A 12,110-nucleotide genomic window follows, 5' to 3' on the forward strand; every position below is an offset into this window, starting at 1 on the left:
TGTGCCTGGTCCTGGGGATCTTCCTCGGCCTACCGGTCCTCTGGATCCTGCTCCTGAACATGCTCAACCTGGGCGTCGGCATCGGCCTGATGACCTCGGCCGGCCGCCTCGACGTCTTCCTCGGCCTGATCCTCCCGCACGGCCTGCTGGAACTGACGGCCGTCTTCGTGGCCGCCGGCACCGGGCTGCGGCTCGGCTGGACCGTCATCGACCCAGGGCTCCGCACCCGCCGGTCCGCCCTGGCCGAGGAGGGGCGAGCCGCCCTCGGGATGGCGATAGGCCTGGCGCTGGTCCTCTTCGTGTCCGGCGCCATCGAAGGCTTCGTCACCCCGTCCGGCCTCCCCACCTGGGCCCGCATCACCATCGGAGTCCTCGCCGAACTCGCCTTCCTCGCGTACGTCTACGTCCTGGGCGGACGCGCCGTCCGGGCCGGTGACACGGGCGATGTCGAGGAGCACGAACGCAGCGCCGCGGTCCCCACCGCCGCCTGATGTGCGTCCACCCCCGTCGGGCTGTTAGTCTCCTCTTCGTTCCCGCAGGAGCCGTTGACACGGCCGATGTGGGGAGGTAGATTCGAACAGTTGCCTAGAGGTGGTCATACCCCAGGGCAGCGGTAAAAATCTACCGACTCCTCGTGAATGCAACATTTCCGAGCGAGTCCACCCGATGAATCAGGAATGAACGCCCGGTTAGTCCGGTCAAAAACTTCTGATAAAGTCGGACTCGCCGAAAGAAAGCCGCAAGGCAATCAATTAGGTAAGGCCCTCCAACGGCCACCGGAAAAGAATTCCGACCAGAAACGGATCGGAAAACGGATCTGGTAGGGTTGGAAACGCAAGACAGCAAGACCGAAGGGAAACTGCCCGGAGGAAAGCCCGAGAACAGCTTGGGTGAGTACAAAGGAAGCGTCCGTTCCTTGAGAACTCAACAGCGTGCCAAAAATCAACGCCAGATATGTTGACACCCCGTTCCCAGCCGATTCCGGTTGGGGCGAGGTTCCTTTGAAACAAACACAGCGAGGATGCTGTGAACCATCGGACTATTCCTCCGGTGGTTCCGCTCTCGTGTGTGTGTACCGGATTACCGGTAAACATTCACGGAGAGTTTGATCCTGGCTCAGGACGAACGCTGGCGGCGTGCTTAACACATGCAAGTCGAACGATGAACCACTTCGGTGGGGATTAGTGGCGAACGGGTGAGTAACACGTGGGCAATCTGCCCTTCACTCTGGGACAAGCCCTGGAAACGGGGTCTAATACCGGATACAACCACTAGGGGCATCTCTTGGTGGTGGAAAGCTCCGGCGGTGAAGGATGAGCCCGCGGCCTATCAGCTTGTTGGTGAGGTAACGGCTCACCAAGGCGACGACGGGTAGCCGGCCTGAGAGGGCGACCGGCCACACTGGGACTGAGACACGGCCCAGACTCCTACGGGAGGCAGCAGTGGGGAATATTGCACAATGGGCGAAAGCCTGATGCAGCGACGCCGCGTGAGGGATGACGGCCTTCGGGTTGTAAACCTCTTTCAGCAGGGAAGAAGCGAAAGTGACGGTACCTGCAGAAGAAGCGCCGGCTAACTACGTGCCAGCAGCCGCGGTAATACGTAGGGCGCGAGCGTTGTCCGGAATTATTGGGCGTAAAGAGCTCGTAGGCGGTCTGTCGCGTCGGATGTGAAAGCCCGGGGCTTAACCCCGGGTCTGCATTCGATACGGGCAGACTAGAGTGTGGTAGGGGAGATCGGAATTCCTGGTGTAGCGGTGAAATGCGCAGATATCAGGAGGAACACCGGTGGCGAAGGCGGATCTCTGGGCCATTACTGACGCTGAGGAGCGAAAGCGTGGGGAGCGAACAGGATTAGATACCCTGGTAGTCCACGCCGTAAACGGTGGGAACTAGGTGTTGGCGACATTCCACGTCGTCGGTGCCGCAGCTAACGCATTAAGTTCCCCGCCTGGGGAGTACGGCCGCAAGGCTAAAACTCAAAGGAATTGACGGGGGCCCGCACAAGCAGCGGAGCATGTGGCTTAATTCGACGCAACGCGAAGAACCTTACCAAGGCTTGACATACACCGGAAACGGCCAGAGATGGTCGCCCCCTTGTGGTCGGTGTACAGGTGGTGCATGGCTGTCGTCAGCTCGTGTCGTGAGATGTTGGGTTAAGTCCCGCAACGAGCGCAACCCTTGTTCTGTGTTGCCAGCATGCCCTTCGGGGTGATGGGGACTCACAGGAGACTGCCGGGGTCAACTCGGAGGAAGGTGGGGACGACGTCAAGTCATCATGCCCCTTATGTCTTGGGCTGCACACGTGCTACAATGGCAGGTACAATGAGCTGCGAAGCCGTGAGGCGGAGCGAATCTCAAAAAGCCTGTCTCAGTTCGGATTGGGGTCTGCAACTCGACCCCATGAAGTCGGAGTTGCTAGTAATCGCAGATCAGCAGTGCTGCGGTGAATACGTTCCCGGGCCTTGTACACACCGCCCGTCACGTCACGAAAGTCGGTAACACCCGAAGCCGGTGGCCCAACCCGTAAGGGAGGGAGCTGTCGAAGGTGGGACTGGCGATTGGGACGAAGTCGTAACAAGGTAGCCGTACCGGAAGGTGCGGCTGGATCACCTCCTTTCTAAGGAGCATCTAGCTGCCGCAAGGCAGCCAGGGCCACAACGTCGGCGAACGTCCGACGGTGGTTGCTCATGGGTGGAACGTTGATTATTCGGCCGGTTTCACGGGCCGGAGGCTGTTAGTACTGCTCGCAAGAGCGTGGAAAACATGATCTCCGGACGGAATCTGGTCGGGCACGCTGTTGGGTGTCTGAGGGCACGGCCGTATGGCTGCCTTCAGTGCCGGCCCCAGTGCACTCGAATCTACTGGTTCGGGGTGATGGGTGGTTGGTCGTTGTTTGAGAACTGCACAGTGGACGCGAGCATCTGTGGCCAAGTTTTTAAGGGCGCACGGTGGATGCCTTGGCACCAGGAACCGATGAAGGACGTGGGAGGCCACGATAGTCCCCGGGGAGTCGTCAACCAGGCTTTGATCCGGGGGTTTCCGAATGGGGAAACCCGGCAGTCGTCATGGGCTGTCACCCGCTGCTGAACACATAGGCAGTGTGGAGGGAACGCGGGGAAGTGAAACATCTCAGTACCCGCAGGAAGAGAAAACAACCGTGATTCCGGGAGTAGTGGCGAGCGAAACTGGATGAGGCCAAACCGTATGCGTGTGAGACCCGGCAGGGGTTGCGTATACGGGGTTGTGGGATCTCTTTTTCACAGTCTGCCGGCTGTGAGACGAGTCAGAAACCGTTGATGTAGGCGAAGGACATGCGAAAGGTCCGGCGTAGAGGGTAAGACCCCCGTAGCTGAAATCTGTACGGCTCGTTTGAGAGACACCCAAGTAGCACGGGGCCCGAGAAATCCCGTGTGAATCTGGCGGGACCACCCGCTAAGCCTAAATATTCCCTGGTGACCGATAGCGGATAGTACCGTGAGGGAATGGTGAAAAGTACCGCGGGAGCGGAGTGAAATAGTACCTGAAACCGTGTGCCTACAAGCCGTGGGAGCGTCGGAACGAGGTTTGCCTTGTTCTCGTGACTGCGTGCCTTTTGAAGAATGAGCCTGCGAGTTTGCGGTGTGTTGCGAGGTTAACCCGGGTGGGGTAGCCGTAGCGAAAGCGAGTCCGAACAGGGCGATTCAGTAGCACGCTCAAGACCCGAAGCGGAGTGATCTAGCCATGGGCAGGTTGAAGCGGAGGTAAGACTTCGTGGAGGACCGAACCCACCAGGGTTGAAAACCTGGGGGGATGACCTGTGGTTAGGGGTGAAAGGCCAATCAAACTCCGTGATAGCTGGTTCTCCCCGAAATGCATTTAGGTGCAGCGTCGTGTGTTTCTTGCCGGAGGTAGAGCACTGGATAGGCGATGGGCCCTACCGGGTTACTGACCTTAGCCAAACTCCGAATGCCGGTAAGTGAGAGCGCGGCAGTGAGACTGTGGGGGATAAGCTCCATGGTCGAGAGGGAAACAGCCCAGAGCATCGACTAAGGCCCCTAAGCGTACGCTAAGTGGGAAAGGATGTGGAGTCGCAGAGACAACCAGGAGGTTGGCTTAGAAGCAGCCACCCTTGAAAGAGTGCGTAATAGCTCACTGGTCTAGTGATTCCGCGCCGACAATGTAGCGGGGCTCAAGCGTACCGCCGAAGTCGTGTCATTCCAGCATGAGGGCCAACGCCCGCTGGGATGGGTAGGGGAGCGTCGTGTGCCGGGTGAAGCAGCCGCGGAAGCGAGTTGTGGACGGTTCACGAGTGAGAATGCAGGCATGAGTAGCGATACAAACGTGAGAAACGTTTGCGCCGATTGACCAAGGGTTCCTGGGTCAAGCTGATCTGCCCAGGGTAAGTCGGGACCTAAGGCGAGGCCGACAGGCGTAGTCGATGGATAACCGGTTGATATTCCGGTACCCGCTGTGAAGCGTCAAACATTGAACCAGGCGATGCTAAGTCCGTGAAGCCGTCCCGGATCCTTCGGGTGAAGGGGAGTGGTGGAGCCGACGAACCAGACTTGCAGTAGGTGAGTGATGGGGTGACGCAGGAAGGTAGTCCATCCCGGGCGGTGGTTGTCCCGGGGTAAGGGTGTAGGACGGTGTGCAGGTAAATCCGCACATCATTAAGTCTGAGACCTGATGCCGAGCCGATTGTGGTGAAGTGGATGATCCTATGCTGTCGAGAAAAGCCTCTAGCGAGTTTCATGGCGGCCCGTACCCTAAACCGACTCAGGTGGTCTGGTAGAGAATACCGAGGCGTTCGGGTGAACTATGGTTAAGGAACTCGGCAAAATGCCCCCGTAACTTCGGGAGAAGGGGGGCCACGCCTGGTGATCCGATTTACTCGGTGAGCTGGGGGTGGCCGCAGAGACCAGCGAGAAGCGACTGTTTACTAAAAACACAGGTCCGTGCGAAGCCGTAAGGCGATGTATACGGACTGACGCCTGCCCGGTGCTGGAACGTTAAGGGGACCGGTTAGTCATTCTTCGGGGTGGCGAAGCTGAGAACTTAAGCGCCAGTAAACGGCGGTGGTAACTATAACCATCCTAAGGTAGCGAAATTCCTTGTCGGGTAAGTTCCGACCTGCACGAATGGCGTAACGACTTCTCGACTGTCTCAACCATAGGCCCGGTGAAATTGCACTACGAGTAAAGATGCTCGTTTCGCGCAGCAGGACGGAAAGACCCCGGGACCTTTACTACAGTTTGATATTGGTGTTCGGTTCGGCTTGTGTAGGATAGCTGGGAGACTGTGAAGCTCGGACGCCAGTTCGGGTGGAGTCGTCGTTGAAATACCAGTCTGGTCGTGCTGGATGTCTAACCCGGGTCCGTGATCCGGATCGGGGACAGTGTCTGATGGGTAGTTTAACTGGGGCGGTTGCCTCCCAAAGGGTAACGGAGGCGCCCAAAGGTTCCCTCAGCCTGGTTGGCAATCAGGTGGTGAGTGTAAGTGCACAAGGGAGCTTGACTGTGAGACCGACGGGTCGAGCAGGGACGAAAGTCGGGACTAGTGATCCGGCGGTGGCTTGTGGAAGCGCCGTCGCTCAACGGATAAAAGGTACCCCGGGGATAACAGGCTGATCTTCCCCAAGAGTCCATATCGACGGGATGGTTTGGCACCTCGATGTCGGCTCGTCGCATCCTGGGGCTGGAGTCGGTCCCAAGGGTTGGGCTGTTCGCCCATTAAAGCGGTACGCGAGCTGGGTTTAGAACGTCGTGAGACAGTTCGGTCCCTATCCGCTGTGCGCGTAGGAGTCTTGAGAAGGGCTGTCCCTAGTACGAGAGGACCGGGACGGACGAACCTCTGGTGTGCCAGTTGTTCTGCCAAGGGCATGGCTGGTTGGCTACGTTCGGGAGGGATAACCGCTGAAAGCATCTAAGCGGGAAGCCTGCTTCGAGATGAGGACTCCCACCCCCATGAGGGGTTAAGGCTCCCAGTAGACGACTGGGTTGATAGGCCAGATATGGAAGCCTGGTAACGGGTGGAGTTGACTGGTACTAATAGGCCGAGGGCTTGTCCTCAGTTGCTCGCGTCCACTGTGTTGGTTCTGAAACCACGAACAACCCCATTTCTCATGGTCACGAGGGATGGTGCGGTATTCATAGTTTCATAGTGTTTCGGTGGTCATAGCGTGAGGGAAACGCCCGGTTACATTCCGAACCCGGAAGCTAAGCCTTACAGCGCCGATGGTACTGCAGGGGGGACCCTGTGGGAGAGTAGGACGCCGCCGAACAATTTTTGAGAAAGCCCCTGCCGGGTTACCGGCGGGGGCTTTCTGCATTTACGGCTGATTTTGCCGGCCGTCCCCCTCCACGGGAATGAAATGGGAATGGGAATGGGAATGGGAATGGGAATGGGAATTAGAGGCGTCCGGCAGCCTTCAGTGACAGGTAGGCGTCTGCCAGAGCCGGCGGCAGGTTGTCGGGTGTCGCGTCGACGACCGTGACGCCGTGGCGACGCAGTTGATCGGCAGTGCGGTGGCGGTCCGCTTGTGCCTGGGCGGCCGCGGCGGCCTCGTAGACCGCATCCGTGGTGCCTCGGGAGTTCGCCATGCGGGCGATGTGCGGATCTGCCACGGAGGCCACCACGACCGTATGGCGTTGGGTGAGGCGGGAGAGGACGGGGAGGAGGCCCTGTTCGACGGGGGCCGCGTCGAGGGTGGTGAGGAGGACGATCAGGGCTCGGCGAGGCGCCGTACGGAGCGCGGTGGCGGTGAGGCCCCGGGCGTCCGTTTCGACGAGCTCGGGTTCCAGCAGAGCCATGGCGTTGACCAGGGACGGGAGGACGTCTCCCGCTGTGCGGCCCTGGACCAGGGCGCGTACGCGACGGTCGTAGGCCAGCAGGTCCACGCGGTCGCCGGCGCGGGAGGCCAGGGCCGCCAGGAGCAGAGCCGCGTCCAGGGAGGCATCGAGGCGGGGGGCGTCGCCCACACGGGCCGCCGAGGTTCGGCCGGTGTCCAGGACGAGGAGGATGTGGCGGTCGCGTTCGGGACGCCAGGTGCGTACGGCCACCGAGGACTGTCGGGCTGTGGCGCGCCAGTCGATGGAGCGGGTGTCGTCGCCGGGGATGTACTCGCGGAGGCTGTCGAACTCCGTGCCCTCGCCCCGGGTCAGGACGCTGGTGCGGCCGTCCAGTTCACGCAGGCGGGCCAGTTTGGACGGCAGGTGCTTGCGGCTGGTGAACGGGGGGAGCACCCGTACGGTCCAGGGCGCCCGGTGGCTGCCCTGGCGGGCGAAGAGCCCGAGAGGGCCGTACGAGCGGATCGTGACCCTGTCCGCCTGGCGGTCGCCCCGGCGGGTGGGGCGCAGGCGGGTGGTGATGCGACGGCGCTCGCCCGGGGGGATCGTGAGCCGGTGGCGGGACGCGGTCACTTCGGTGCCGGGGAGCCAGCTGCTGGGGGGCCAGGCGTCACGGACGTGGGCGCGCAGGGGCCGGCCGGAGGGGTTGGTGACCGTGAGGGTGACGTCCGCGGTCTCGCCCAGGCGTGCGGAGGTGTCGCCGGAGCGTAGGAGGCCCAGGCGGCGCACGGGTGCGGCGAGGGCGTAGTCACAGGCGCAGGCCAGGGCCAGCGGGGCGTTCACGGCCAGGATGCCCGTCCAGCTGGGTTCCCAGATGCCGACGGGGAGGGTGCCGAGAGCCGCGAGGAGTGCGGCGCGTCCGGTGGGGGCCATCAGCGGGGCACGGGGACGTGGGTAAGGATCGCGTTGATGACCGAGTCGGCCGTCACACCCTCCATCTCGGCCTCGGGGCGGAGTTGGACGCGGTGGCGCAGGGTCGGGAGTGCGAGTGCCTTCACGTCGTCGGGGATGACGTAGTCGCGGCCCGTCAGCCAGGCCCAGGCGCGGGATGCCGCGAGGAGGGCCGTGGCCCCTCGGGGGGACACGCCGAGGGTGAGGGACGGGGATTCGCGGGTGGCGCGGCAGATGTCCACCACATAGGCAGTGATCTCGGGGGAGATCGTCGTCTTGGCCACGGCGGTGCGGGCGGCTTCGAGGTCGGCGGCGTTCGCGACGGGGCGTACGCCGGCGGCGCGCAGGTCGCGGGGGTTGAAGCCCTCGGCGTGCCGGGTGAGGACGTCGATCTCGTCCTGCCGGGACGGGAGGGGGACCGTCAGTTTGAGGAGGAAACGGTCCAGTTGGGCTTCGGGGAGGGGATAGGTGCCCTCGTACTCGACGGGGTTCTGGGTCGCGGCGACCAGGAACGGGTCCGGGAGCGGGCGGGGGGTGCCGTCGACCGTGACCTGGCGTTCCTCCATGGCCTCCAGCAGGGAGGACTGGGTCTTCGGCGGGGTGCGGTTGATCTCGTCCGCGAGGAGGAGGTTGGTGAAGACCGGGCCGGGCTGGAAGGAGAACTCGGCGGTGCGGGTGTCGTAGACGAGTGAGCCGGTGACGTCGCTCGGCATCAGGTCCGGGGTGAACTGGACGCGCTTGGTGTCGAGATCGAGCGCTGATGCGAGAGCCCGCACGAGCAACGTTTTGGCCACCCCGGGGACTCCTTCCAGCAGGACGTGTCCGCGGCAGAGGAGGGCGACGACGAGACCGGTCACGGCGGGGTCCTGGCCGACCACGGCTTTGGCGATCTCGGCACGCAGTGCCTCCAGGGAGGCACGGGCGGTGCCCGGGTCCCCGGTGGTCCCGGCGTTGTCAGTGGTCGGGTCCATCATGAACGGCGTACCTCTCTTTCGAGGGCGTCGAGTTGGTCGGTCAGGGCGATGAGGGCCTTGTCGTCGCCGGGCGGCGGGCCGAAGAGGAGGGCGTGCAGGGGCTGTCCGTCGCCGTGGAGGTGCGTGGACAGGGCGGGGAGCAGGGCCTCGGGCGTGTGAGCTCGGGAGACGGGGACACCTACGAGGGGGGCGAGGCGCGTGCGGGTGGTGGAGCGAAGAGCGGCGGCCGCGCGGTCGCGGGCGTTGGCCTTGCGGTAGAGGCGGGCGCGGCCTTCGACGGTCTCGGAGGCGCGGATCGCGACGGGGAGTTTCTCGGGCACCAGGGGGCCCAGTCGGCGTGCCCGCCAGAGGGCGGCGAGGGCTCCGGCGACGAAGAGTTGCAGGGTGCCCCAGAACCAGCCCGAGGGGAGCAGGTCGAAGAAGCTGCGGTTGCCCGCGTCGGGGGCCGAGTCGTCGGAGAGCGAGGGGAGGTACCAGACCACATGGGGGCGCGAGCCGAGGAGTTGGAGGGCGAGGGAGGCGTTGCCCTGCTCGTCGAGGCTGCTGTTGAGGAGGATGTCGGGGGCGCCGAGGACGACGGTGTCGCCGTCTCCCTCGGCCGCCGGGACGCGCACCAGGGTGGGCAGGCCGTCCTCGGGGTAGCAGGCGTCGGCCGCGCGCGCGGTGACGTGGTAGCGGAGCCCGCCGGTGTCGGCGCTGCCCGCTCGGCGGGCGGCGGGCAGTTCGCAGCGGGGCCTGAGGGTGGAGTCGAGGCTGAGTGCCGCGTCGGCGGTGACTCCGGGGGCGAGGGTGTGCACGGACGGCGGGCCGGGGGCGACGAGGACCGTGCGGCCGCCGGAGGCCTCGGTCGCCTCGCGAAGGCTGCGCTGCTGCGAGTCGGTGAGCAGGTCGGGGACGGCGATCAGGAGGGTGGTGTCGGGGCCGGCGGCGGCGCGTGCCTCGTCGAGGGTGGTGACCAGCCGGGTGGACACGCCCCGGTCGTCGAGGAGTTCGGCGACGGCGCGGCTGCCGTCGGTGTCGGCGGAGCGGGGGTCCAGGCGGCCGTGTTCCGCGCCGGAGCGGATCACGGCGATCACGGCTGCGGCCGCCAGGAGGACGACCGCCGCGAGGACGACACCGCGCGCGGGTCCACACCTGACGGGCCGTGGGCGAGACCGAGGTGGAGGGGGCGTGGTCCCGGTGGTCATTCGGCGGCTCCCGGGTGGGTGTTCCGGGCCGTGCTCGCGGTGCTGGGGTGCTGCTCGCCGGGCGGGCCGGGTGCGCTCAGGTCGGTGTCGAGGTCGGCGAGGCGGCGGTACGTTCCTTCGGCGGCTGAGCGGCCGCCGTACGTGACGTCGTCGAAGTCCCGGGCGGCGGTGTGCAGTCGGTCCGTGTGGGCGGGGAGCACCGAGCCCGCCTCGGAGGCCGCCTCGTCGGCGGTGCGGCCGGGGCGCACGTCGAGCAGGGCGCGTTCCTCCAGCGAGCGGACGACGGCGCGCATGCGTTCCTGGACGGCCTGGTTCCAGTGGCCCTGGGCGGCCTGGGCCTCGGCGGCGGCGCGGTGTTCCGCGGCGCTGCGGGGCCGGTCGTCGAAGAGCACGGCGGAGGAGGTGGGGGCGCGGCGAGGGGTGCCGAGGCGCCACCACAGTGCTCCGAGGAGGGCGAGCACGGCCAGGACGATGACGACGAGGCCGAGTGTGCCGCCGGGTGTGGCGGTGGAGGCGGCGCCGAACACCTTGTCGAGCCACTCCCAGAAGGCGTCCAGGGCGCGCTCGTACCAGCTGGGGTCGTTCTGGTGGTACATGCCCTTGGACAGCTCGCGTCGGGCCGCCTCCCGCGCGGGATCGCGCGGGAGGGTGATGGGCGGCTCGTCCGCCGTGAGCCACGACATCGGTACGGCTGTCAGTGCTCCCCCCGACCGTGTCACCCCATCAGCTCCCCGGGGTGACGCCCGGGGCGTCACCGTAGCCCTGGAGGCCGGCGGCGCGGCCCAGTTCGAGGTCGAGGGCCTCGCGGCGGATGCGCTGGTCGATGTAGAGGAGCACGGTGACGCCGGCGCTGATCGGGAAGGTGAGGGTGGAGCCGATCACCGCGCCGACGCCGCTGATGACGAGGTAGGTCCAGCCCAGCGCGGTTCCGCCGGTGGCGAGGAGGCCGGAGATGCCGTCGCCGTCGAGGGCAGCGCCCGCGAAGGAGAAGGGGATCACGACGATCGACGCGACGACGTAGGCGATGATCGCGGCGAGCAGCTGGATGCCGAGGACGCGCCACCACGAGCCGCGCACGAGCTTGACCGAGCGGCTCATCGACTTGCGGACCCCCTGCTTCTCCAGCATCAGGGCGGGAGAGGCGAGGGAGAAGCGGATCATCAGCCACACGGTGAGCACGAAGGCACCGAGGCCGCCGAGGAGGGCGAGGAGTACACCGGCTCCGGTGGAGCCGCCCGCGGCGACCAGGACGCCGGGGGTGATGCCCACGGTCATGATCAGGCCGGCGATCACGAGGAGCAGGACGGTCAGGCCGCCCAGTCGGAGGAGCTGCGGGCGGGCGTCCCGCCAGGCCTCGGCGGTGGTGACCGACTTGCCGAGGACGGCGCGGCTGGTCACGGTCGTGAGCAGGGCCGTCGCGATGATGGTGCCCAGCAGGGAGATCACCATGACGACGGAGGTGCTCAGCAGGGTGTCGCCCAGGGCGCGGCCCAGTTCGCCGGGGGTGGCGGTCGGGTCGTCGAGGGCGTCCGTGCTCGCGGTGTCGTTGAGGACGAGGCCCTGGAGCAGGATGACCCCGATCTGGGTGACGACCGCGACGGCCAGGGAGATGCCGAGGACCGTGCGCCAGTGCGTGCGCATGGTGGAGACGGCGCCGTCGAGGATCTCGCCGATGCCGAGCGGGCGCAGCGGGATCACACCGGGCTTCGCGGCGGGTGGCGGGCCTCCCCAGCCGCCGCCCCAGCCGGGAGCGCCGTAGCCGGGGCCGGGGGCGCCGTATCCGGGGTGGCCGCCGGGGGCTCCGGGGCCGCCGGGCGGGCCGTAGCCGCCGGGGCCGGGGGCTGAGGGCCGGGGTGGCCGCCCCAGCCCGGGACGGGCGGTGGTGGCGAGGTCTGGCCGGGGGCCTGCGGGTTCGGAGCGGACCACTGGGCGGGCGGCGGCTGGGCCTTGGACCACTTGGACGGCGGCTGCGCCTGGTCCGTGCCGGGCCGGTCCGCCGGCTGCGCCTGGCCGGTGCCGGTCGGGTCCGTCGGCTGTGCGGCGTCCTGCTGGTCCGGCTGCTCGCCGCCCGAGGGGGCGGATCCGGGCGAGGCCCAGCCCGGAGTGTCCTTCATCGTCGCTCCTTCACGGTGCTCGTCCGCGGTCGCGGCGGCAGGTTGGCGCCCATCGTGCCACGCGGTGTCCGGGACGTGACCGGGGGCCGTATCCGCTGCGCACCTTCAATTGTCCGAT

Annotated in this window: 4 protein-coding genes, 3 rRNA genes and 2 pseudogenes; 4 read left to right on the forward strand and 5 right to left on the reverse strand. The window is 65.7% G+C overall.

What is annotated here, in order from left to right:
- From E4N62_RS00005 to rrf, 4 genes are all read left to right on the forward strand, one after another.
- Positions 1 to 491: stage II sporulation protein M (locus tag E4N62_RS00005; protein WP_230211376.1), on the forward strand; the 491-nt coding region annotated here is incomplete at its 5' end.
- Positions 492 to 1,093: 602 nt separating this feature from the next.
- A 16S ribosomal RNA gene (locus E4N62_RS00010) occupies positions 1,094 to 2,619 on the forward strand.
- 308 nt (positions 2,620 to 2,927) lie between these two features.
- Positions 2,928 to 6,049 (forward strand): 23S ribosomal RNA (locus E4N62_RS00015).
- A 95-nt stretch (positions 6,050 to 6,144) separates the two neighbouring features.
- A 5S ribosomal RNA gene (gene rrf, locus E4N62_RS00020) occupies positions 6,145 to 6,261 on the forward strand.
- The 16S, 23S and 5S rRNA genes sit together here, the layout of an rRNA operon.
- Before the next feature lie 127 nt (positions 6,262 to 6,388).
- On the opposite strand, the gene E4N62_RS00025 is transcribed toward rrf, so the two are convergent.
- The 5 genes and pseudogenes from E4N62_RS00025 to E4N62_RS00045 all read right to left on the reverse strand — a co-directional run bounded on the left by E4N62_RS00025 (position 6,389) and on the right by E4N62_RS00045 (position 11,992).
- Positions 6,389 to 7,699: a DUF58 domain-containing protein gene (locus E4N62_RS00025; RefSeq protein WP_230211377.1), complete on the reverse strand. Its 1,311-nt coding sequence runs from the start codon at positions 7,697 to 7,699 to the stop codon at positions 6,389 to 6,391.
- Positions 7,699 to 8,688: a MoxR family ATPase gene (locus E4N62_RS00030; RefSeq protein WP_230212321.1), complete on the reverse strand. Its 990-nt coding sequence runs from the start codon at positions 8,686 to 8,688 to the stop codon at positions 7,699 to 7,701. Before E4N62_RS00030 ends, E4N62_RS00025 begins: the two co-directional genes overlap by 1 nt.
- Positions 8,688 to 9,825, reverse strand: a pseudogene (locus tag E4N62_RS00035) (DUF4350 domain-containing protein). Before E4N62_RS00035 ends, E4N62_RS00030 begins: the two are co-directional and overlap by 1 nt.
- Before the next feature lie 49 nt (positions 9,826 to 9,874).
- Positions 9,875 to 10,561 carry a DUF4129 domain-containing protein gene (locus E4N62_RS00040; protein WP_230211378.1) on the reverse strand — a complete coding sequence of 229 codons (687 nt, stop codon included), beginning with the start codon at positions 10,559 to 10,561 and terminating at the stop codon, positions 9,875 to 9,877.
- Positions 10,562 to 10,601: 40 nt separating this feature from the next.
- A pseudogene (locus tag E4N62_RS00045) lies at positions 10,602 to 11,992 on the reverse strand (glycerophosphoryl diester phosphodiesterase membrane domain-containing protein).
- Positions 11,993 to 12,110: the final 118 nt, after the last annotated feature.

The sequence above is a fragment of the Streptomyces sp. MNU76 genome (assembly GCF_020982545.1).
Classification (GTDB): Bacteria; Actinomycetota; Actinomycetes; order Streptomycetales; family Streptomycetaceae; genus Streptomyces.

Coding starts and splice junctions, on each gene's coding strand:
- E4N62_RS00030 (WP_230212321.1), bottom strand. CDS start 8,688: ATGGACCCGACCACTGACAACGCCGGGACCACCGGGGACCCGGGCACC.
- E4N62_RS00040 (WP_230211378.1), bottom strand. CDS start 10,561: ATGTCGTGGCTCACGGCGGACGAGCCGCCCATCACCCTCCCGCGCGAT.
- E4N62_RS00025 (WP_230211377.1), bottom strand. CDS start 7,699: ATGGCCCCCACCGGACGCGCCGCACTCCTCGCGGCTCTCGGCACCCTC.